We start from the raw sequence: 23,119 nt of genomic DNA, 5'->3' as shown, positions 1-23,119 counted from the left end.
GACTCAAACAATGAAGAAACTGACGATATTGGCGAGCGCTGTGATGATGGCACTTGTTGTGCCAGTGGCTACGGCGAAAATTTCTGAAACCGATGCAGCTAAACTTGGCAATGAATTAACACCTTTGGGTGCTGAAAAAGCTGGTAATGCTGATGGTTCCATTCCGGCATGGGATGGGGGTATTACCAAACCTGTTGCGGGTTATACCAAGGGAATGCATCATCCCGATCCTTTCCCTGAAGATAAGATTGAATTTACTATTACCAATGCCAATAAAGCGCAATATAAAGACTTTTTAACGCCTGGTCAGATGAAGTTATTCGAACTTTATCCTGAAACCTACAAGATGAATGTCTATCAAACTCGTCGTAGTGCATCTGTGCCGCAATATGTTTACGATGCAACTAAGGCCAATGCGACTCGGGCTGAACTGATTTCACAGGGTAATGGAATTTCAGGTGCTATGATTGGTATTCCATTTCCGATCCCTGCAAATGGCTTAGAGGCAATTTGGAACCATATTTTACGTTTTCGTGGCGTTGAAATCGAGACTTCACGTAGCCAAGCTGCCCCGACAGCTGATGGTAGCTACAGCTTAGTAGAAACAGCCGAAGAAATTCGATTTGAATACTCACGTCCTGAAATTACCCTCGAACAACTTAAAGCTAGCAATACTTTGTTTTACTTTAAGCAAGTGGTCACCCAGCCTGCGCGTCTAGCTGGAACCGCGTTGTTAGTCAAAGAAACCATGGATCAGGAGGCTTTGCCTCGTCAAGCCTGGACCTATAACACAGGTCAACGTCGTGTACGTAAAGCGCCTAACGTCGCGTTTGATACCCCAGGTACAGTGTCTGATGGTCTACGTACTACCGATGACTTAGATATGTTTAACGGCTCTCCATCGCGTTATAACTGGGAGCTTGTTGGAAAAAAAGAAATTTATATTCCGTATAACGATTATAAATTGCACTCAGACAAGCTGAAATATGACCAAATATTAAAACCGGGTCACGTGAATCCTGAATATGTGCGTTGGGAAAAACACCGTGTATGGCAAGTGAAGGCGACGTTGAAAGACGGTATGCGCCACATTTACAAAGTACGCGACATGTACCTTGATGAAGACTCATGGCAAGTATCGATTGCTGATCTCTACGATAACCGTGATCAATTGTATCGTGTGGCTGTTGCACATGGCTTGAATTACTACGAAGTGCCGACTCAATGGGATACGTTAGAAGTGTTCCATGATTTGCAATCTCGTCGCTATCTCGCTATGGGCTTAGACAATCAAAGTGGTATGTATAACTTCGATGCCAAATTGACTGAAGCTAACTTTACCCCCGATGCATTGCGTCGTGAAGGGATTCGTTAATAAGCCATGTATTAAGGGGCGCTTTGCGCCCCTCATTTTTTTAAGGAAGTTTGTATGTCGTTTCGCATCCTTCAGTGTGTTGCTGTATTCAGTTTGGGTAGCGCTTTTTTTCCTTCTACGCTATCTGCTTCTCCCTCAGATCCGCTTTTTTCTCAAATTCAACCACTTGCCGCATCATCTTTAATTTTAGATATTGCCAATGTTGGTAAAGGTTTAGTCGCTGTGGGTGAACGCGGTCATGTATTAGTATATGACGGCAGTTGGCAACAAGTCGCAACACCTGTTAGCTCGCAGCTGACAAAAGTATTTTTTATTGATCAAAAACGGGGTTGGGCCGTAGGTCATGACGCGACCATTTTGCATACTCAAGATGGTGGCCAAACTTGGCTGCAGCAGATGCACTCGCCCGAGATTGAAAAACCTTTCCTCGATGTGGTGTTTTTAAGTGAAAACCATGGCATTGCCATTGGTGCTTATGGTTTGTTTTATCGCACTAGTGATGGCGGCGCACATTGGAGCGATGAGTTTCATGCAGAACTTTTAGCTGAGGAAGATGTGGCCTATTTAGCGGAATTAAAAGATAGCGACTCAGCTGCTTATTTGAGTGCGCGTACGTCTTTATTACCGCACTTTAATCGTTTATTAACCTTAACCGACGGGCGTTTATTACTGGTTGGTGAGTTGGGGTTAGTGGCCATGTCTAGCGATCAAGGTAAAACATTTACCCGTACCAGCTTTGATTACGATGGTTCTATGTTCAACGCCATAGAAACCCAAGATGCTGTGTATGTCATGGGCCTCAGAGGACATTTATTTAAGGCTGACATGAGCTTAAGCCAATGGACTGAAATCACATTACCAGTGCAATCATCAATCAATGGGGCTATGTCAGCCGCTGACGATACACTGTATTTAGTTGGCAATGCGGGGATTGTCATAAAACTGAATAAAGACGATAGCAGCAGTATTGTCACTCGTCGCCAAGGGGAAAACTTAGTCTCAATTGCGAAGGATAATCAAGGTGATATATGGTTATCTGGCAGCCAAGGATTGTTTATTCTTAAGCCATAAAATTTTAAAACAACAATAACAGGGCCGAGAAGATGTTAGAGAAACTGGTCAACGGATTTGAGTCATTTTTATTTCGCAACCGCGCGTGGGTTGTCGGTATTTTTGTATTTTTGACGTTGTTTTTAGGCTATCAAGCCAGTCAGCTCAAAATGGATGCCGCTTTTATTAAGAATATTCCACTGCATCACAGTTATATGCAGACCTACCTGAAACACCAAAAAGATTTTGGTGGTGCCAACAGCATTATGGTGGCGGTGGAGGATACTAGCGGTAATATTTTTAATGCTAACTATTTTGATACCTTAAAAAATGTGCATGATCAGCTGTTTTTTATTCCAGGGGTTGATCGTGCGCAGGTGAAATCAATTTTTTCGCCTTCGACTCGTTTTACTGAAGTCGTTGAGGATGGTTTTGCTGGCGGGCCTGTTATTCCAGCGGATTTTTCAACTTCAGTGTCTGGGTTAGAAACGGTTCGCGATAATATTGAAAAAGCAGGGATTGTCGGCCGGTTAATTGCCAACGATTACAGTGCAGCCATGGTGTCGGCGCAGTTAATGGATTTTGATCCACAAACGGGAAAACCGCTCGATACCATCGCCTTTGCGGCGCAGCTCGAAAAAGAGCTGAGGGGCAAGTTTGAAACCGACAAAGTCAAAATTCATATTATCGGTTTTGCCAAAATGGCTGGCGATGTGGCCGATGGCGCTAAGGGCGTATTGCTGTTCTTTGTGATCGCGATTTTGATCACGGCCATTATGGTCTACCTCTTTTCTAAATCGCTTATTCTGACTATTTTACCCCTCGTCTGTAGCTTAACGGCCGTGGTATGGCAGCTCGGTTTATTGACTGTGATAGGGTTTGGTCTCGATCCTATGTCGATTCTAGTGCCTTTTTTGGTGTTCGCCATAGGGGTGAGCCATGGAGTGCAGATTATTAATGCGGTGAGACGCCGGGTTATCGACGGGCAAACCACAAAAGCGGCGGCAGCATCAGCATTTCGCAGTTTATTAGTACCGGGTGGCGTGGCATTACTGTCTGATACTGTTGGCTTTATTACTCTTTTATCTATTGATATTGGTATTATTCGCGAGCTGGCAATTTCGGCATCATTGGGTGTCGGCGTGATTATTTTCACTAACCTTATCCTATTACCCTTAGTGATTTCTTTTACTGATATTAAAGTTAGCAAACATGCTGTACGGACGACAGAAGAAGTTCGCAGTGAGGCCATTTGGCGTTTCTTAGCGCGGTTTGCGACACCTAAATATGCTGTGGTAGTGATCATTGCGACTGTGGTGCTGTATTTTATCGGCTTACAACAAGCAAATCAGATGAAGATTGGTGACTTACAGGGCGGGGCACCAGCGTTACATCAAGATTCACGTTATAACTTAGACACCTTCTTTATTACAGACCATTTTTCTATTACCACAGATGTCATGACTGTGATTGTTGAGGCGGCGCCTGAGGCTTGTACTTATCATGATGTACTGACGCAAATTGATGAGTTTGAATGGTTAGTGCGTAATACTCCCGGAGTTGAATCGACAGTGAGCTTGGCCTCAGTGGCTAAAAAAGTGAACGCAGGTTTTAACGAAGGTAATCCAAGGTGGGAAGTGCTGCCACGCACAACCGCAAGCTTAGTACAGGCCATTGGCCAAATTCCGACTACCTCGGGTTTGTTAAATAGTGATTGCTCTGTGATGCCTGTGTATCTATTTATGAAAGATCATAAGGCTGAAACTATTGAAACTGTCATTGCTAAAGTCAAAGCTGTTGCCGCTAAAATGGATAACGATAAGTTGCAGTTCAAATTGGCATCCGGACCTGTGGGCGTAATGGCCGCAACCAACGAAGCGGTGGCGCAGGCGCAGTTACCTATGATGTTGTACGTCTATGGAGCCGTGTTTGTACTCTGCTTAATCAGCTTTAAATCTCTTAAAGCGACGATTGCGGTCATTATTCCACTTTATGTGGTGTCGACATTGGCACAAGCCTTGATGACTCAACTCGATATTGGCTTAGCTGTCAGTACATTACCTGTTATTGCTCTTGGCGTAGGTATCGGTGTGGACTATGGTATTTATATCCTTTCGACCATGTCGCCTAAACTGTCAGAGGGGATGCCAGTGCAGCAAGCTTACTATGAGGCATTGGTCGAGCGAGGCAGTGCAGTGATTTTTACGGGCTTAACGTTAGCGATTGGTGTGAGTACTTGGTTCTTCTCCGCACTTAAATTCCAAATGGATATGGGGATATTGTTAACATTTATGTTTGTGGTAAATATGCTCGGTGCAATCATTATCTTGCCGGCATTGGCCGCTGTTTTCTGGCGCCAACCTAAGTAGGGTCTATCAATGGGGAGCATGAGCTCCCCATTTGCTTTTGAATACTTAGTCTGCTTTATCGATTATTTGGTCATATCTTATTGTGGGTTTACGTCAATACTGGGTTTCAACAGGATGTACCACTAAAATTTTCCTCGAATTACAGTGAGTTTAGTAATAGACTTTGCCCGATGATCCAGATCACACTAAATTAATCTGAGATTATTAAGCCGAAGCATCCAAATAATGAAAAAAGCGCTGCCATAGACGCTTAAGGAAACAGCAACATGGCCTTGAAAGATGCAATGCCTTCAGTACTACTTGAAAAGGTAGTCAGTTTAATTCACGCTAAAGTCCCTAATTCACAAGCCAAGCAAGTTGAACAGTTCGCCACCTGCCTTTATGCCCACATGTCAAAAGACGATCTGAATGCGCGTAATGACAGTGATTTATACGGTGCGGTTCTCAGTTTATGGAACGCACTGAACAAAACGCCCAAAGGTAACACTCACCTACGAGTGTTCAACCCTAGCCAAGCCAAACACGGCTGGCAATCTACCCACTCGATCATTGAAGTTATCCAACCTGACATGCCATTCTTGGTAGATTCAGTTGGTATGGCATTGAATCGTATGGGTATTACGGCTCATATGATGTTACATACACCACTGGCTATTGAGCGTTCAGAAAGCGGTGTAAGAAGTGTAACTTATCTTAATCAGAGTCCTGAAAGCACTGAACAAGTTGCCGTTTTCTTGATTGAAATCGACCGTCAAAGCAGTACCGTTGATATCAAAGCATTAGAGCGCGAAATTCAATCAGTACTTACCGATGTTGCCGCATCAGTCAACGACTGGGAAGCCATGTCGGCTAAGCTAAGTGAGACAATCAAGGACTTACCTAAACGTCCATTCCCAGGTGAGAAGCAAGAGTTAGAAGAAGCGATTAACTTCTTAACTTACTTGAATAATCATCATTTTACCTTATTAGGTTACCGTCAATACGATTTAAAGCGTGTCGAAGGTGACGTAGAGTTAGTGCCAAATATCGCCTCTAGTTTAGGTTTGATGAACAAGCACACTAAAGCTCAGCCAGAACAAGGTTTGTTGCTATCTAGCTTCTCTGATAGTGCTCGTAAAGAAGCGTTAGATCATAGTTTGCTGATCCTCACTAAGAGCAGTGCCAAGAGCCGCGTACATCGTCCAGCCTATGTTGATTATATCGGCATCAAGCGTTTTGATAAGCAAGGCAATGTGGTCGGTGAGGATAGATTTATCGGCTTATATGCATCAAACCTCTATAATCGTAGTCCACGTGAAATCCCATTACTGAATGAGAAAGTGCAGCGCGTATTAGATCATTCAGGCTTAACCCCACGTTCACACGACTATAAAGCCTTGCTAAACATCCTGGAGAATTTGCCTCGTGACGAGCTAATTCAAGCCAATGTGGATGATTTAGCACATATGGCGCACGGCGTGCTAGAAATGCAAGACAGAGACAAGTTGAAACTCTTTGTGCGCAAAGATGGTTTCGGCCGTTTCTTATCTTGTTTAGTGTATGTTGCCAAAGATCGTTACAACACTAAACTTCGCCAAGATACTCAACGTATTTTGGCTCAGCATTTTAACAGCAAAGAAGATGTAGAGTTTACGACTTATTTTTCCGAGTCAACGCTTGCCCGTACTCACTACATCGTTAAAGTTGATAACAATAATATGGATGTAGATGTGGCTGCCATAGAAAACAATTTAATCGAAGCGGCGCGTTCATGGGAAGATAAGTTAAGCACTGCGCTTAACAGTGCACTGGGCGAAGAAGCCGGTACGCATCTGACTAAACGTTATTTTAATGCGTTTGAGCAAAGCTATAAAGAAGACGTATTGCCAAGCTCTGCTGTCGTTGACATGCAGCAGCTTGAAGCGCTGGATGACGAGCACAAACTGGGCATGTTGTTCTATCAACCGCAGGAAGCTGCGTTGAATGACAACAAAGTACGCTTGAAACTATTCCATAAAGATGAGCCAATTCATCTGTCTGACGTGTTACCTATGTTGGAAAATTTTGGTCTGCGCGTGATTAACGAGCGTCCATATGAAGTGAAAACCTCAGACGGTTCTACCTTCTGGATTTTAGACTTCTTGATGACAGTTAAAGTTGTCAACACAGACAATATCGCCGATAGCCAAGACAGATTCCAAACTGCATTGTCACAAGTGTGGCAAAAGAAATTAGAAGATGACGGTTTCAACCGTATTATTCTGGCGTCAGGTTTAACGGGTCGTGAAGTTTCAGTATTACGTGCTTATGCTAAATATATGCGCCAAATCGACGCCACATTTAGCCAAGCCTATATTGAAGAAACCTTCGGACGTTATCCACAAATCGCTGATTTGCTGGTTAAAATGTTTGTCCGTAAATTTAATCCTAAACTAAAAACCCGCACACTGGGCAAGTTTATGGAACAAATTAATCTTCGTTTAGACGAAGTGTCTAGCTTAGATGATGACCGTATTATTCGTCGTTATTTAGACCTGATTAATGCCACCGTACGCACTAACTTTTATCAACAGGATGCGAAAGGCGAAGCGAAGAGTTATATCTCGTTTAAATTTATGCCTTCGATGATCCCTGAAATGCCACGTCCATTGCCGAAATTCGAAATATTCGTTTATTCGCCACGGGTTGAAGGTGTGCATTTACGTTACGGCAAAGTGGCTCGTGGCGGTTTGCGTTGGTCAGACCGTCGTGAAGATTTCCGTACCGAAGTATTAGGTTTGGTTAAAGCGCAGCAAGTGAAAAACACCGTTATTGTACCTGTGGGTGCAAAAGGTGGTTTCGTTTGTAAACAATTGCCTACAGAAGGTGGTCGTGAAGCCTTCTTCACTGAAGGTCAAGATTGTTATCGCTTATTCATTCGTGCATTACTGGATATTACCGATAACATCGTTAATGGTGAAATTGTCCATCCGCTTGATGTCATTCGTCACGATGAAGATGACCCATATTTAGTGGTGGCAGCCGATAAAGGCACCGCGACCTTCTCTGATATTGCTAACTCAATCGCCATTGAATACGGTTTTTGGTTAGGTGATGCATTTGCATCGGGTGGCAGTAACGGTTACGACCATAAGAAAATGGGCATCACCGCCAGAGGTGGATGGGAATCGGTTAAGCGCCACTTCCGCGAAGTGGGCATTGATTGTCAAACCACAGACTTTACCTGTATCGGTATTGGTGACATGGCGGGCGACGTATTCGGTAACGGTATGTTGTTGTCTGAGCACACTAAGTTAGTGGCTGCATTTAACCACATGCATATCTTTATTGATCCTAATCCAGATACGGCGCTAAGCCACGCTGAACGAGCGCGTTTATTCGCACTACCCCGTTCAAGCTGGGAAGATTACAACCTTAAGTTGATTTCAAAAGGTGGCGGGATTTTCCTACGCTCATCTAAATCAATTCCGCTATCAGCAGAAATACAGCAGATGTTAGCCACAGAGAAAACCTCTATGACTCCCACTGAGCTGATGAAAGAACTGCTGAAAATGCCTGTTGATCTTATTTGGAACGGCGGCATTGGTACTTATATTAAATCGTCTCGCGAAACACATGCAGAAGTGGGCGATCGTGCTAACGATGCACTGCGTGTTAACGGCGGTGAACTGCGCGCTAAGATAGTCGGCGAGGGTGGTAACTTAGGTTGCACTCAATTAGGCCGTATTGAATACGCGATGAACGGTGGCCGAATTAACACAGATTTTGTGGATAACGTCGGTGGCGTTGACTGTTCAGATAATGAAGTCAACATCAAAATTCTATTAAATGCGTTAGTGCACGATGGCGAAATGACGCTGAAGCAGCGTAACCGTTTGCTGGAAGAAATGACGGAAGAAGTACGTCAAATCGTGTTACAGGATTGTCAGGATCAAACCCGCACGCTTTCTGTTACCCAAGTACGTGGTGCTGAGCAGTTAAAAGAACAAATACGCTTTATTCAATACCTTGAAAAAGAAGGTAAGTTAGATAGGGCATTAGAGTTCTTACCATCTGATGATGAACTCGCTGAACGTTTAGCCAATGGTCGCTCATTAACGCGTCCTGAGCTGGCGGTACTAGGCGCTTATTCTAAAATGGTGCTAAAAGAGCAATTAGTGACTCCTGAAATCACCGAAGATAGCTTGTTAAGCCAATTATTAATTGCTTACTTCCCGAAAAAACTTCAGGAAAAATACAGCGACAGAATGGCCACACACCCATTACGCGGTGAAATTATTGCAACTTCATTAGCCAATGAAATTGTTAATGATATGGGGCTTAACTTTGTTCAGCGTATGCAAGATGAGACGGGGGCCTCAGTTGCTGATGCGGCAATTTGTTACACTATGGCTCGCGAAGTGTTTGGTTTAGCTGAGTTAACTGAATCGATTACCCATTTAAATGGTATCGTTCCAGCCGTTGTTCAAGGTGAGATGTTGCACCAGTTACGTCGTAATATGCGCCGTGCATGTCGCTGGTTCTTACGTCATCGTAACCGCGCATCGAGCATTGAACAAACCGTTGCTTTCTTCAAGCCGGTATTTGAACAACTAAAAGCCAATGTGCATTTATATCTAGCAGAAGATGAAGTTGCGGGTATTCAAACTGAGATCAATGCTTTGGTCAAAGAGAATGTACCGCAAGATCTTGCTACGGTTGTTGCTAACATGAGCACGTTGTTCTCTGCGCTTGATATTGCACAAATTGCGCAAGCAGAAAGCCGCAGTGTTGCTCTTGTTGCTGAAACCTACTTTAAACTGGGTGCGCGTATTGAGCTACATTGGTTCCTAGAGCAGATTAGTGCCCAACCTGTCGCTAACCATTGGCAGGCACTTGCTCGTGCAGCCTTTAGAGAAGAGTTAGATTGGCAGCAACGCGCACTAAGTTCAGTGGTATTAAGAACCTGTAGCGAAAGCTGTGATGCGCAAACCGTGATTTCACAGTGGGTTGAAACCAACCAAACGCTGCTTGAGAGATGGTTGCATATGCTCGCTGATTTCAAAACATCGCAAAACCATGAGTTTGCTAAGTTCTCCGTCGCCCTACGTGAACTTAATCTGATGATCCTTCAGTGTGAAGGTCAAAAGTAAACTTTTATTATTATAAAAAGCCCTGGCGATAGCCGGGGCTTTTTTTAGGCTGAGGAAAATCTATGTTCTATAAAATCGCGCAGAAAATCATGTTTCAGATGGATCCTGAGCGAGCGCATAATCTCGCCATTGGTGGTTTGCACATGACCAGCAATAGCCCATTAACTTGTTTTTATAGCCAACACATTACACCGGCGCCAGTTACCTTTATGGGATTAACGTTTCCTAATCCTGTGGGGCTTGCAGCGGGTATGGACAAAGACGGTGAATCGATTGATGCTTTTCATGCGATGGGCTTTGGCCATATCGAAGTAGGGACCGTGACACCAAGGCCACAACCAGGCAATGATTTACCCCGTTTATTTAGGTTAAAGCCTGCTAAAGGTATTATTAATCGTATGGGATTTAATAATAAAGGTGTCGATAACTTAGTCAAAAATTTGCTCGCGAAGAAGACCGATATTATGGTTGGCGTTAATATTGGCAAAAATAAAGACACGCCCGTTGAACAGGGCAAAGATGATTATTTGATCTGTATGGACAAGGTGTATCTGCATGCCGCCTATATTGCGGTGAATATTTCATCACCTAATACCCCAGGATTACGATCGCTACAATATGGCGATCTATTAGATGAACTGTTGAGTGCGATTAAAACTAAGCAACTTGAGCTGGCTGAAAAACATAAAAAGTACGTACCCATAGCGCTTAAAATTGCACCGGATTTAACCAGCGAAGAAATAGAAAATATTGCACAAGCTTTGATTAATAATAAATTTGATGGTGCCATTGCGACAAACACAACGTTAACGCGTGATGGTGTTAGCGGCTTGGTTAATGCGAATGAAAGTGGTGGCTTAAGTGGTAAACCCTTGACAGAACTGTCTACTAAGGTGATCAAACAATTAGCGGTATGTTTAAAAGGCCGGATCCCGATTATTGGTGTCGGCGGAATTAATAACGCAGAAGATGCGCTGGCAAAATTTGATGCGGGTGCCACTATGGTACAGATTTATTCAGGTTTTATTTATCAAGGTCCGAAACTCATTAAAGAAATCGTTGATGCTTATCGCCTGAAATAATCATCTGATGATCAATATAACGATCTTAATAAGATCTTTTTAATCACAGCGATCTAAGAAGATCCTTAGATCGCTGTTAAGATCATACTGCATTAAAGCTAACTCGCTGTTAAATAATTTCTATTTTATTATTTTTATTTTGATATTGGATAAAATATCTACTAATATGTTCCAGTGTTCAAATATTGGGTCAATGTTATGTTATTAATGCCGCAAAAGGATTGGCAATGGAAATATAACGATTCCTATGGTTTATTAGGCGTATCGTTAGGTTCCGAAATAGAGTTTCTGACGGCTTATAAAGCGAAATTACTCATTCCAGATGCATTATCTGGCATGGAATTTAGTATTGCACACGCCAAATTTTATATGAGTTTGATTGATAAATTACCTAAAGCCTTATCTTTGACAGATGCTGCGATTGTCCAAATTGCACTCAATGCTACTGCGGCACATTTTATGTTGACGCCACAAATGCCTAAATCTTGGTTTTTTGATAACAGTGACGTGTGTGTTTATAGCGATGTCGGTAAAGTATTTGAGCTTAAATGCCAAAAGCAAAGAGTGCTCGCGTTAGTCATTGAAAATACCCTACAGTCAGCGTTAGTGATGTTATTGTCACCTGAGTGCGTTTTATCGGGCGCTAAAACCATGGTGCAGTTTGAAACGATTAAAGTGATGCATAATCGTTTACATCCACTACGCGCTCAGCGTCATGTGGTTGCAGCATAAATCATTACGCTTTGTTACCGCTCTTAACCTAGAGCCATTAACTTATAGCGATTAAAATATTCAGCGACTAAAAGCTTATCTATACTTTCTTGGGCGCGCATTGTAAGTACAGCGTTTAACCAATTATCAAATAAAGAAATACCCGTTATTTGTAATTCATTGTGATGACCCAATTTATTATGTCACTACAAAGTGATAGGTCTTATACCCATTGTAAACGATGAACGATTTATTCCCCTTTGATTTTAAAATCTCACTGCAAACTCCAGCTAATTTCTTATCACTAAATACTCTCTCGAATACTAGCTCAAATTCTATCTTAAATATTATCGAGTCATGTTGGCTATCTGTGGGTTGTTGGCTGCCAGCTTAGCTCTTATATGAATCACATTAAATATCTTAACAGTTCAGAGCCTCACAGGTATTTCAATCCTAGGCACATTGACGCAGAAATGGTTATTCCATGTTAAGCAATGTAACACGAGAGTGAGATACCTGTGAGGCTCCCAAAGGGCGGCTGGTTTAACTGCAGGCAAAGCCTTTATACTGCGTTTAAGGCTTTTGACAGAGCACCACTATGCCTTCAAGCCTTCGCCTTGTCTAAAGCGCGTTGAACTCCCGCTGAATGAACAGATAGTTAATACGATTGGTATTATTCGGTTGTCAATTTTGGGGGACATGATTGCGCTAACCTGAACTCAGGGTCGTGGCTGTGGTAACGGATTAATTTTATTGTCAAAGCAAGTTTGCGGCTAATAGTGGGCTAATTAGTCGCAAACTTAATCTAGATCGGGGAGAAATAACCTGTACAGCTGCAGAGCTTATCCAGAGTTTAGGTGATTGAACCTGCTATTAGAGGTTAATCGTCACCTTTTCAATCACAATGGGCTCGCGAGGTACGTCTTCGTGACCTGCCACTGTGGTGGTTTTGACTTTCTCAATCTGCTGGATAATGTCCATTCCCGCCGTGACCTTACCAAATACCGCATAACCCCAACCATTATTGGTGGTGGCGGTGTGATCTAAAAAGTCGTTATTGGCAGTGTTAATAAAAAATTGAGCGGTAGCAGAGTGAGGTGCATCGGTACGCGCCATGGCGATTGTGCCTAAGGTGTTGCTTAAGCCTTTATTGGCTTCGTTGACGATAGGCTCATGGGTCGGCTTTTCTTTCATTTTTGCAGTAAAGCCGCCACCTTGGATCATAAAGCCTTTGATCACACGATGAAAAATCGTGTGTTCAAAAAAACCTTCTTCGCAATAACGCACAAAGTTTTTTGAACTTACAGGCGCATGCTCAAAATCAAGTTCTATAGTGATGTCGCCTAAATTGGTGCTGAATGTAATCATACAAATATCTTCTGTCTTAGTGAGTTATCACGTTTTATAAGTTACGACTGTTATAGAGTCATTACTTTGTTTTAGGGCCATTAGTCCAAGGATTGAACGGCGCACTGCGACCTGTTTCACTAGCACTTGTTGGCACTGATGCTGCGCGGCTGAGTGTGGCTTTGGCTTCAGGCTTGGCTTTAGCACTACGATGCTTTTTCGCATGGGCGGTTTCAAAGGAGCCTTCTTTAGCTGGACGCTGCGGTTTGACTTCAGGTGCGCGTGGCTTAAATGTTTTTGGTGTAGTATTTTTCGGCACAAAATCGAGGATTGAAATTGGCACCTCTTTACTGGGTACAAAGCCTTCTATTTCTTTACGCACAATAATGTGACCTAACCGGCGCTCAATAGCACACAGGTTTCTAAAGTCATCTTTAGATACAAAAGATATCGCTTCACCACAGGCGCCAGCACGACCGGTTCGGCCAATACGGTGAATATAATCATCGGCTTCATCGGGCAAGTCGTAGTTAACTACGCGAGTAAGGGCGTCAATATCGATACCGCGTGAGGCAACGCCGGTGGCAACTAAAAAGCGTAATTTCCCAGATTTAAAATCGACTAATAACTGCTCGCGCACCGCTTGGCTACGACCACTGTGAATCGCTTCGGCCGCAATGCCGCGTTTTTCGAGTTGGCTGACGAGTTTGGCAGCACCTTGTTTGGTCTGGATAAAAATCAATGCCTGTTCCCAAGCTTGATCTGTAATGAGTTTGCTCAGCAATGCTGACTTTTTATCTTTATCAACAGTGATCAACCATTGATCAATCTGCGGCGCGTTAGCACTATCGCGGGCAATTTCAATTTCTACAGGGTTTTCAACGGCAGTTTTCGCTAAAAAGCGCACTTGCTTAGACAAGGTTGCCGAAAACAATAGATTTTGTCGCTCAGCTGGCAGGCGCTCGATGATCTTATTGATATCTTCGATGAAGCCCATGTCGAGCATTCTATCGGCTTCGTCTAACACTAAGACTGAGATTTCATCGAAATGAATCGCTCTTTGGGTGTACATGTCGAGCAATCGGCCCGGAGTTGCCACTAAAATATCCACACCTTCAATAAGCCGCTGTTTTTGTGGTGCGGCATCAACACCCCCATACATGGCCATTGACGTCAGCGGCAGGTATTTAGCATATTTGGCAATATTGTCTTCTACCTGAACGGCCAATTCACGGGTCGGCGTCAGGATCAGTGCACGCACTCGTTTAGTGCGGATTTTTGGCTCATCGGCGAACATTTGCAGTAGCGGCAATACAAAGCTAGCTGTTTTACCGGTACCGGTTTGCGCGCCAGCAAGCAGGTTTTTACCTTTCAAGATCACCGGAATGGCTTTTTCTTGAATAGGAGTCGGTGTTGTATAGCCGAGCTCAGTGATGGCTCTTAAAATCGGATCGCTTAATCCAAGTTTTGAAAATGGCATTGAATGTCTCAGGTAAAGGGTCAGGTCAATCATTGTTAAACAAACTGTACGCTAAGGCGTTAACAGCGGAGCAGGGCAATATTATAGCAGGAGGTGCAAGAAAATAGGCGATTATCATTATTTCCAGATTCTAGTCTGATCTTATTAGGATATTGACGAGTTTTGAGGCGCAATATCTGGAAGATAGATATTGCGTATATTAAATATCACAAATTTGTAACCACGCGTGTTTTAATAGGTAACACTGCTGCAATTGTTGGGACAATATGGTTAACTTAGATAATTTACCCTGCCTACTCAACATCAATAGGATTAATAATAATGAAGAAAACGGCTATTTCCCTTGCGATAATATTATCGTTAACCGGCCTTGCTGGTTGTCAATCACAACTCAATCAATCAACTCCAGTGGTCGCAGCTGACGTCAAAGCAGCTTCATTTGCCCAATTTTCAGCGAATTTTATTGATTCTCTGTGGGAATTATCACCCACTTGGGCTTTATACAGTGGCAAGCATGTCAATGACGGTTATCTTGAAATCCCTGATGCGCTAGGTCGTATAAAAACCCTCGCTTTTGTTAAAGCACAGCAAGCGCAACTGACGCAGTTCGAGCAGAAGTCACTGACACCGAATGAACTGATTGATTATCATCTTATTGATAACTTACTTGGCAGTATGGCGTGGGAAATTAATAGCTTTAAGTCTTGGCAGTGGGATCCTTCAAGTTATAACGTTTCAGGTGGTTTTGCCCAAATCATTAATGAAAATTTTGCGCCCTTGGATGATAGGTTACGTTCTGTATTAGCCAGATTAGAAAATGTACCTGCTTATTATATTGCGGCACAAGCAAACATTAATAACCCAACGTTAGAGCATACCGAATTAGCCGTTCTGCAAAATCAAGGCGCATTTTCAGTATTTTCCGATGAGTTATTAAAACAATTGGCAGATTCAGGCCTAACCGATGCTGAAAAATTACTATTTAACACTCGGTTTAACGCTGCAACGGCTGCCATTAAGGGTCATATCGCTTGGTTAGATAAGTTAGTGGTTCAATTAAAACAAGACGGCGCTCGTAGCTTTAGAATTGGTGAAGAGTTATACGAGCAAAAATTTGCTTTTGATATCCAAGCTGGCATGACAGCAAAACAACTTTATCAAAAAGCCGTTGCTGATAAAGATCGTGTTCAAGCTGAAATGGCAAAAATTACCGACACGTTATGGCCTAAGTATTTTAATACGCCGCAGCCTACAGACAGTAAAATTGCAATTCGTCAATTAATTGATAAGTTATCGACTAAGCATGTACAACGCGGTGAGTTTGTAAATGAAGTACGTAAACAAATCCCTGAATTAATTGAGTTTGTGAATAAAAAAGACTTAGTCACATTGGATCCGAAAAAACCGCTTGTAGTGCGGGAAACTCCAGAATATATGCGAGGGTATGCTGGCGCCTCAATCAGTGCTCCTGGTCCCTATGAAAAGTCAGGTAATACTTATTATAACGTTACTCCGCTGGATGGTATGAGTGATGATTCTGCCGAAAGTTACTTACGTGAGTATAACCACTGGATATTACAAATCCTTAATATCCATGAGGCTATTCCTGGGCATTACACTCAATTAGTTTATTCAAACGAATCTCCTAGTTTAATAAAAAGCTTATTCGGTAATGGCGCTATGGTAGAGGGATGGGCAGTTTATACCGAACGTATGATGCTCGAAGAAGGCTATGGGGATTTTGAGCCTGAAATGTGGTTAATGTATTACAAGTGGAATTTGCGCGTTATCAGTAACACTATTTTAGATTACAGTATTCATGTTAAAGGCATGACTAAAGAGCAAGCCATTGCCCTGATGATGAATGAGGCCTTTCAGCAGCAAGCAGAAGCGGAAGGTAAGTGGCGTCGTGCAACGCTGAGCCAAGTGCAGCTAACCAGCTATTATTCGGGATATCGAGAAATTTATGATTTCCGTGAAGAATACAAAAAAGCCCAAGGTGAAGCGTTTGATCTTAAAACTTTCCACGAGCAATTTTTAAGTTACGGTAGTGCGCCCGTGAAATATATACGTCAATTAATGCAGGCCAAATGATTTCATTATAAATCTAGCAGCAGAGCTTAGGCTCTGCTTTTTTATGGGTCATATTAATTATGATTTGAAGATTAAGCTGAATAAGATGCTATCTACATTCGAATAGTGAAAAGTAGATGTATTACATTGCCATATAACGGTTTTTTTTTTGTTATATAGCATAGATAAAACACGTAATCTCTGGATCGAGATTAGGTTGTCAAGGTAACCGCAGTGTTAATGTTATTTTTTCGACTTAGAAGATGCCATCAATGCCAATACTTCATCATAGGAGATGTTAAACTCCCTCGATAAGTTAATCACTTTTGTTTTGTAAGTTTGGATGTTCTCTTGCATTGCTAATTGATGTTTCTTTTCTTCAACTAAATCGTTAACCGTTTCTTGTAATATTAATAGTCGACGTAAACTGTAGTCGAGAGATTTAATATATTTTGTCATTTGTTGCTTGTTACGTGCTTGCTCAAGATCCGTTGAAACTTTCTTATCATATCCATATTCATCAAGAGCCGCGATCGCGCTTTGTAAATCAAAATCAGTCGTCATTTGGTGTTCGCTATTTAATAAAAAGGAAAAGGAATAAATGTATGAGACGGCACAGACAGGTAGCGCTGGACATTAACAGCTGCAGATTATAATACCAACATCAATATACACCAAGTCTTTACCGCTTAAAATAGAATAAAATTATGATTGGTTTTCGCTTTGAACTTGTCGAGGTCCATAATTATGCGTAGTCTAAAGTTTTAAGCACTCACGGAGAAACAAATGCTTGATCTATTACCTGATTTGTTTGACCACTATCCATCTAAACTTCAATTGTTACCATTGGCTTTTAAGCCATTTGGTGGAAAACCACTTTTTTGGGGGGAGATAGTCACAGTAAAGTGCTTTGAAGATAATTCCAAAGTAAAGGAAGTACTAGCACAAAATGGACAAGGTAAAGTGCTTGTCGTGGATGGTGGTGGCTCCTGTAGGCAAGCATTACTCGGGGACTTAATTGCCCAAAGTGCGTTAGATAATGGCTGGCAAGGCGTGGTGATTAACGGTTTTGTGCGTGACGTTATGCGAATAAAGACATTTAATTTAGGTGTTTATGCTTTAGGTGCCGTCCCCATAAAAACTGAAAAGCGAGATCAAGGGGAAATTAATGTCCCAGTAGATTTGGGCGGTGTAATGGTTAAACCGGGCATGCAACTGTATGCCGATGAAAATGGTATTGCAGTGAGTGATGAGCTGTTGAACTTTGCATTTTTAAGCTAAGTCGTTGCAATAAATCCCCATTTTGTTGATAAGGATATTTATATGAAATTCATTAAGTGGCTTTTGGCCTTAGTGGTAACACTGATTCTTTTGGTTGCTGTTTATCTCAGCGTATTTTTCGACCCTAATGACTTTAAACCTGAAATTGTCGATGCTGTGAAAAAGCAAACCGGCCGTGAATTTGTCATTACCGATGATTTGTCTTGGACTTTTTTCCCTGTGATTGGCATTAACTTAGGTGGCGTTTCCCTATCGAATCCTGCAGGTTTTACCCCTAAAGCGATGTTAGAAGTGCACAAAGCGGTGGCTGAAGTGGCGCTGATGCCATTATTTAGCCAAAAAATTGAAATTGCAGAATTGAGTCTTGATGGTGCAATAATCAATTTAGTCACTCGTAAAAATGGGAGTACGAGTCTTGACGGTTTAGTGGGTGAGGAGAGTGGGCAAAAAGCCCCTGCATCTACCCAACTCTCTACTAAGCGCCAGCTTTCAGACATTAATATTGGCGGTGTCTCTATTACTAACACCCAAATTAATATGATTGATGAGGTTACCAAGCAAACTCAAACTTTTACGCTAGATAGCTTCACCTTGGGTGAGTTTGCCTTAGATAAATTTGCTCCTATTGCTTTTGAATTTAGTGCGACAATGCCGGATATGACGTTGAGCAGTAAAGGTAAAGGTGAGCTCAAACTTAGCCGTGACGTTAAGCAATTGGTTATCAATGATCTCAACATTGACACTGTGATGGAAGGGGAGAGTTTTCCGAATAAGAAACTCGAAACATCGATTAAATTAGCGACTCAAATTGCACTCGAAAAACAGCAACTGTCTGTTGATATTACCCAGTTAACCGCTGCGAATATTAGCGCAGTGGGGAAACTCGGCGTCAATTACGGCACTCAAATCCCACAGATTAATGCTGATTTTCAAATTGGCGACCTCGATTTAGATGCTTTATTGCCTACAACTGAAACCGTTGATACCACACAACAAGTAGCGGCAGCGAAAGTTCAGGTTGCTGCCGAACCTGATCTTTCTGCACTGAAAGGCCTTGATGCAACACTTAAATTGACGGTTAAGTCGATAAAAGTCGCTAATTTATCGACGCAGAATTGGTTAATGGATGTGAGCATCAAAAACGGTATTATTGATTTAACTAAGCTGAACGCTGACCTATATCAAGGTAAATTGCTCCTCAATGCGCAGGTCGATGCGCGTCAAGCCGTGGCCAGTTACCAATTTGATAACAGTGTAACCGGCGTACAAATTCGTCCTTTATTAAAAGATGCTGCAGACGTCGATTTATTAGCGGGTACGGCTAATTTTAACGTCAAAGGTAAAGGAAAAAGTCTTATTCCTTTGCAGCTAAAGCAAAATCTATTAGCGAATGGGCATTTTGATATTAATGATGGTGCTTTGTATGGCGTTAATATTCCACAGATGATCCGTCGCGCACAAGCTAAGTTAAAGGGCGACTTATCTTCACAGAATAAGGAAGAACATAAGACTGACTTCTCCAGTTTAACCGGCAGTTTTGACCTTGATAATGGGGTTGCCAGTAATCCTGATCTGGCAATGTCGTCACCACTACTGCGCCTTGCGGGTAAAGGTAGTGCAAACTTATTAACCGAAGCGTTAGATTATAGGCTGACGGCAAGTTTAGTGAATAGTTTGAAAGGTCAGGGTGGTGATAAAGAAGCCCTCGCGGGGATTGATATCCCGCTTGCGATTACAGGGACTTTCCAAAAGCCCGAATACGCTTTGGATACTAAAGCCTTACTGAATAATCAGCTCAAGGAAGAAACTGAAAAAGCGAAGGAAAAATTAAAGGATTCCTTGTTGAAAAAATTAGGAGGTTTTTAATGGTAAGTTTGAAGCGTTACGCTTTGCTTGTGTCAGTTAGTGTGGTTGTGAGTGGACAACTTGTTGGCTGCATAGCGCCTAAAGCGTCATCTAACAGTAAACCGACAGAGACCAAAGCCGCTACAGCAGTTAAGCCTGAAATTGTACGTGCGGCAGATTTAGCGCTCGATGTTTCTAGCCATAAAAACATTCCAACATTAAAGGTTGAGCCTGTAACTACTGGCGCAGCACAAGGATTACTGCGCGGAGAATTAACCTTAGCGCCTTTTGTTGATTTTGAGCATTCGGTTAAGGCAACGTTAACCATAACAAATCCACAAACCTATACCGTTGATTTACGTTATAACTCAGGGATGGTGGCGGATTTATGGTTAGTGACTCAAAAGGGAAAACGTCTATGGGCTTGGTCGGAAGATATGATGTCCACGCAAGCGTTACGCGATAGCCAATTAGGTGCAGGCAACGTCATTAGCACATCCTTTAGTATTCCACCGAAAGCGTTTGCGGGCATTCCTGCAGACGGCGCTCGTTTAGAAGCGCATTTTGCAGCTAAAGCGGTAGAGTCAAATGCAACACTAATGGCACCAGTGGTTTTACTATTAACCATGGAATAAACATGGAATAACACATCATAAAAAAGGCAGCGTTCCCACCGGTTCGCTGCCTTTTTTTATGCTTTAGAGCTGAGTTAAACTTACGTTTAACTGTAATGCATTATCTAGTATTAATGATTTGTTAAATGCTTATGCACTTAATTTACTCTCATCAACAACTAGCTTAATTACTTGCCCAGGTTGTAAATATTGTGATTGCGCGAGGCTATTCCATTCGAGTAGCTCGGCGACACTGACATTAAATTTGTTAGCAATACGAACAAGGGAATCCCCTGTTTTTACCTTGTAGCTCACTGTGCGAATTTGTGCAGTCTGCTGGCTATCTGAAGGCGTAAAAATCATCAGTTTTTGGCCATTTTGTAACTTGTTTTTTTGAGCTAATTTGTTCCAAGTGCTAAGTTGCTTCACTGTCACCTTGTGAGCCTCAGCGATTTCACCCAGGGTATCACCCGATTTAACTTGATACGTTATTGAGGTTGATGTTGTTGCGTTGCGCGATTTTTTGGGCAATTGCTGTTGAGTCGATAGCGCATAGAGCTGCTTATCTTGAGCATCAACAGGAATAATCAAATGCTTACCAGTCACGATAGTATTGCTTTTCATGCCGTTAGCGGCGCGAATCGCAGCAATAGTTGTGTGGTGCTGTTTAGCAATATTGCCAATGCTATCGCCGGATTTTATCGTATAACGTAGCCAGCTAATTCTATCTTCGCTCTCTGTTTCGGCGAGCGCCTTTTTAAATTCTTCCGATTTATCAATCGGCAGCACTAAGGTGTGTGGCCCTAATGGCGATGTTGCCCAGCGGTTATAACCCGGATTGAGTTTTTGCAGTTCTAGCGTCGTCATATTGGCGAAACCTGCCGCCATAGCTAAATCAATTTGGCTATCGATATCCACCACTTCAATGGAGGGATTATTACCAATCGGCGCTAAACTAATCCCATATTCATCGGCATGTTTAATAACTTCGGCTAATGCCAATAATCGCGGTACGTATTGTTCAGTTTCACGGGGTAAATCTAACGACCAAAAATCGGTTTGAAGTCCTTTTTTCTCATTATGCTTAATCGCATTGAGTACCCGTGATTCGCCCGAGTTATAGGCCGCAATGGCATAAAGCCAATTATTATTGGTTTTACTATAAAGATATTCGAGCATGTCCAATGCCGCAGTTGTTGAAGCGGGCACATCGCGGCGGCCGTCGTACCACCAGTTCATCTCTAAACCAAAATGGCTGGCCATAGGTGTGGTAAATTGCCACAACCCTGATGCCGCGCCCGTTGAAGAGGCGGAAGGATCAAAGGCACTCTCTATTATAGGTAAAAGGGCTATTTCAATAGGAAGATGACGTTTTTCAAGCTCTTCCACAATCAGGTACATATAAGGTGCCGCACGCTCGGAGATAATCGCCAGATGCTGCGGATTTTTGATATACCAATCGCGGTATTGATTTACCAACTTTTGATCAGGAATCGGTAATTGCATTCCTTGACGAATGCGCTCCCATACATCGGTAATTTGCGCCGACGGAGCCTCTGTAGTGAGGTAATATTCTGGGACTATAGTTTGAGTGTTGACGGCTTCAATTTTTGTTTGGTTAGTGTCATTGTTGTCTAAGGTTTGACAGCCTGCGAGTAGGGCAAATCCCCCTGCAATAATATAAAGTGATACTCTCATTGAAAACGGTAGTCCTCTGTTAGTGCATTGCTTTCTTTAAGGTAACAGTATGTTTTTTATAAAGATAAAGACAACGCAGCGCGCAAAGTATTCACGCAAAACGAGCCATTCTATGGGATCTTTGCGATCTTGTCCCTTAATTATCGTACATAATGTAAGGCCATTTTTGACTTACATCATCAAAAGTGCAAAAAACAGTTTAAATTTCAATCAATAATATTGCTTTTGTGATCAAAAAATATCTTTCCACTGTCTGAGCTGAGTAAAACAGCTCAGTTCGTCCAAGCTTGTCTGTTTTATTACGTTAAAATGCTGCTTAATACTCCCTACAATGTCAGGATCGGCTGCGCGTAAAAATGGGTTAATAGCACGTTCTAATGCAATGGTTGATGGGATCGTGGGCTCATCTTGATTGCGTAATTTTTTAGCTTGTTCGTTGTAGGCTTGTAACTCGATATTGTTCGGATTAACCGCGAGTGCGAATTTAAGATTAGAAAGGGTATATTCATGGGCACAATAAACCCGAGTTTTTTCAGGTAACTGGCTGAGTAGTTTGAGTGACGTAAGCATTTGCGCTGGCGTGCCTTCAAATAAACGGCCGCAGCCACCGTTAAATAAGGTATCACCACAAAATAACGCATCTTCAATAACGTAGGCGATATGTCCTGCGGTATGGCCTGGCACACTGAGCACTTGCAGTGGTGCGTCAAGATAGTCGAGGGTAAGCGTGGGTTGCGTTTTAGCATCAAGTGGATGAGTTATGTCTGCAATGGCTTCATTGTTTGGGCCATAAACCGTAAGTTGATTGCTACTATAGGCTTGAAGTTCTGCGACTCCTCCAGTGTGGTCTCTATGGTGATGCGTCAGTAAAATTCCTGCTAGCGTGAGTTGATTCGCGCTAAGGTAGTTAATCACGACCTTAGCATCACCGGGGTCGACAACATAAACTTGTGTGTGAGGTTGTTGTTGTAACACCCAGATATAATTGTCATTAAAGGCTTTGACTGCTGTTATAGTGAGCATAGAAATACCTATGTCTGTATTTGAGTTTAAAAGATAAGGATATTATCCATGAGTGTATGG

Annotated in this window: 15 protein-coding genes; 10 read left to right on the top strand and 5 right to left on the bottom strand. The window is 42.4% G+C overall.

Translation table 11 applies throughout. The annotated features are described in order from the left end of the window. Positions 1-10 precede the first annotated feature (10 nt). The 6 genes from ACRN9H_RS00415 (at position 11) to ACRN9H_RS00390 (ending at position 11,719) form a co-directional block, all read left to right on the top strand. Positions 11-1,375: a DUF1329 domain-containing protein gene (locus ACRN9H_RS00415; protein WP_220774433.1), complete on the top strand. Its 1,365-nt coding sequence runs from the start codon at positions 11-13 to the stop codon at positions 1,373-1,375. A gap of 54 nt (positions 1,376-1,429) precedes the next feature. Then, positions 1,430-2,446, top strand: coding sequence for a YCF48-related protein (locus ACRN9H_RS00410; protein ID WP_432311979.1), 1,017 nt, complete (start codon positions 1,430-1,432; stop codon positions 2,444-2,446). A gap of 32 nt (positions 2,447-2,478) precedes the next feature. After that, the gene (locus tag ACRN9H_RS00405; RefSeq protein WP_432311978.1) at positions 2,479-4,794 is read left to right on the top strand and encodes an efflux RND transporter permease subunit; all 2,316 of its coding nucleotides are present in this window, start codon (positions 2,479-2,481) and stop codon (positions 4,792-4,794) included. Positions 4,795-5,060: 266 nt separating this feature from the next. Continuing rightward, positions 5,061-9,905: an NAD-glutamate dehydrogenase gene (locus ACRN9H_RS00400; RefSeq protein ID WP_432311977.1), complete on the top strand. Its 4,845-nt coding sequence runs from the start codon at positions 5,061-5,063 to the stop codon at positions 9,903-9,905. Positions 9,906-9,967: 62 nt separating this feature from the next. Further along, positions 9,968-10,987 carry a quinone-dependent dihydroorotate dehydrogenase gene (pyrD, locus tag ACRN9H_RS00395; RefSeq protein WP_432311976.1) on the top strand — a complete coding sequence of 340 codons (1,020 nt, stop codon included), beginning with the start codon at positions 9,968-9,970 and terminating at the stop codon, positions 10,985-10,987. A 198-nt stretch (positions 10,988-11,185) separates the two neighbouring features. Next, entirely contained in the window at positions 11,186-11,719 is a 534-nt protein-coding gene (locus ACRN9H_RS00390; protein WP_248937950.1) for a cell division protein ZapC, read from the top strand. An 852-nt stretch (positions 11,720-12,571) separates the two neighbouring features. Here the strand turns inward: ACRN9H_RS00390 and ACRN9H_RS00385 are convergent. Further along, a complete protein-coding gene (locus ACRN9H_RS00385) occupies positions 12,572-13,066 on the bottom strand; it encodes a peptidylprolyl isomerase (RefSeq protein WP_220774664.1) in 495 nt (164 codons plus the stop codon). Positions 13,067-13,127: 61 nt separating this feature from the next. Continuing rightward, positions 13,128-14,525, bottom strand: coding sequence for a DEAD/DEAH box helicase (locus ACRN9H_RS00380; RefSeq protein WP_432311975.1), 1,398 nt, complete (start codon positions 14,523-14,525; stop codon positions 13,128-13,130). Between the two features lie 321 nt (positions 14,526-14,846). On the opposite strand from ACRN9H_RS00380, the gene ACRN9H_RS00375 reads away from it, so the two are divergent. Beyond that, positions 14,847-16,619 carry a DUF885 domain-containing protein gene (locus ACRN9H_RS00375; RefSeq protein ID WP_432311974.1) on the top strand — a complete coding sequence of 591 codons (1,773 nt, stop codon included), beginning with the start codon at positions 14,847-14,849 and terminating at the stop codon, positions 16,617-16,619. Between the two features lie 222 nt (positions 16,620-16,841). Here the strand turns inward: ACRN9H_RS00375 and ACRN9H_RS00370 are convergent, their stop codons facing one another. Then, a complete protein-coding gene (locus ACRN9H_RS00370) occupies positions 16,842-17,162 on the bottom strand; it encodes a hypothetical protein (RefSeq protein ID WP_220774667.1) in 321 nt (106 codons plus the stop codon). A gap of 222 nt (positions 17,163-17,384) precedes the next feature. Between ACRN9H_RS00370 and ACRN9H_RS00365 the strand changes: the two genes are divergently transcribed. The 3 genes from ACRN9H_RS00365 to ACRN9H_RS00355 are packed head-to-tail and all read left to right on the top strand — an operon-like array spanning position 17,385 to position 20,359. Beyond that, complete coding sequence (locus ACRN9H_RS00365) at positions 17,385-17,879, top strand: putative 4-hydroxy-4-methyl-2-oxoglutarate aldolase (RefSeq protein ID WP_432311973.1); 495 nt, start codon at positions 17,385-17,387, stop codon at positions 17,877-17,879. Between the two features lie 42 nt (positions 17,880-17,921). Continuing rightward, complete coding sequence (locus ACRN9H_RS00360; RefSeq protein WP_432311972.1) at positions 17,922-19,745, top strand: AsmA family protein; 1,824 nt, start codon at positions 17,922-17,924, stop codon at positions 19,743-19,745. Continuing rightward, entirely contained in the window at positions 19,745-20,359 is a 615-nt protein-coding gene (locus ACRN9H_RS00355; protein WP_432311971.1) for a BsuPI-related putative proteinase inhibitor, read from the top strand. The genes ACRN9H_RS00360 and ACRN9H_RS00355 overlap by 1 nt, the downstream gene beginning before the upstream one ends. Before the next feature lie 129 nt (positions 20,360-20,488). On the opposite strand, the gene ACRN9H_RS00350 is transcribed toward ACRN9H_RS00355, so the two are convergent. Further along, positions 20,489-22,036: a LysM peptidoglycan-binding domain-containing protein gene (locus ACRN9H_RS00350; protein WP_432311970.1), complete on the bottom strand. Its 1,548-nt coding sequence runs from the start codon at positions 22,034-22,036 to the stop codon at positions 20,489-20,491. 231 nt (positions 22,037-22,267) lie between these two features. Beyond that, positions 22,268-23,059, bottom strand: a complete 792-nt coding sequence (gloB, locus tag ACRN9H_RS00345) for a hydroxyacylglutathione hydrolase (RefSeq protein ID WP_432311969.1) — start codon at positions 23,057-23,059, stop codon at positions 22,268-22,270. Positions 23,060-23,119 lie beyond the last annotated feature (60 nt).

This window comes from Shewanella sp. MF08487 (assembly GCF_050848685.1).
In the GTDB taxonomy this organism is placed as follows: domain Bacteria; phylum Pseudomonadota; class Gammaproteobacteria; order Enterobacterales; family Shewanellaceae; genus Shewanella; species Shewanella glacialipiscicola.
Note: the sequence above shows the minus strand (reverse complement) of the source record. Positions and strands in the feature narration are given on the sequence as shown.

Bases quoted from the DNA above. Each gene is read 5' to 3' on its own strand.
- ACRN9H_RS00405 (WP_432311978.1), top strand. From the start codon at position 2,479: ATGTTAGAGAAACTGGTCAACGGATTTGAGTCATTTTTATTTCGCAAC.
- ACRN9H_RS00355 (WP_432311971.1), top strand. From the start codon at position 19,745: ATGGTAAGTTTGAAGCGTTACGCTTTGCTTGTGTCAGTTAGTGTGGTT.
- gloB (WP_432311969.1), bottom strand. From the start codon at position 23,059: ATGCTCACTATAACAGCAGTCAAAGCCTTTAATGACAATTATATCTGG.
- ACRN9H_RS00370 (WP_220774667.1), bottom strand. From the start codon at position 17,162: ATGACGACTGATTTTGATTTACAAAGCGCGATCGCGGCTCTTGATGAA.
- ACRN9H_RS00365 (WP_432311973.1), top strand. From the start codon at position 17,385: ATGCTTGATCTATTACCTGATTTGTTTGACCACTATCCATCTAAACTT.
- ACRN9H_RS00400 (WP_432311977.1), top strand. From the start codon at position 5,061: ATGGCCTTGAAAGATGCAATGCCTTCAGTACTACTTGAAAAGGTAGTC.
- ACRN9H_RS00375 (WP_432311974.1), top strand. From the start codon at position 14,847: ATGAAGAAAACGGCTATTTCCCTTGCGATAATATTATCGTTAACCGGC.
- ACRN9H_RS00410 (WP_432311979.1), top strand. From the start codon at position 1,430: ATGTCGTTTCGCATCCTTCAGTGTGTTGCTGTATTCAGTTTGGGTAGC.
- ACRN9H_RS00385 (WP_220774664.1), bottom strand. From the start codon at position 13,066: ATGATTACATTCAGCACCAATTTAGGCGACATCACTATAGAACTTGAT.
- ACRN9H_RS00350 (WP_432311970.1), bottom strand. From the start codon at position 22,036: ATGAGAGTATCACTTTATATTATTGCAGGGGGATTTGCCCTACTCGCA.
- ACRN9H_RS00360 (WP_432311972.1), top strand. From the start codon at position 17,922: ATGAAATTCATTAAGTGGCTTTTGGCCTTAGTGGTAACACTGATTCTT.
- ACRN9H_RS00380 (WP_432311975.1), bottom strand. From the start codon at position 14,525: ATGCCATTTTCAAAACTTGGATTAAGCGATCCGATTTTAAGAGCCATC.
- ACRN9H_RS00390 (WP_248937950.1), top strand. From the start codon at position 11,186: ATGTTATTAATGCCGCAAAAGGATTGGCAATGGAAATATAACGATTCC.
- pyrD (WP_432311976.1), top strand. From the start codon at position 9,968: ATGTTCTATAAAATCGCGCAGAAAATCATGTTTCAGATGGATCCTGAG.
- ACRN9H_RS00415 (WP_220774433.1), top strand. From the start codon at position 11: ATGAAGAAACTGACGATATTGGCGAGCGCTGTGATGATGGCACTTGTT.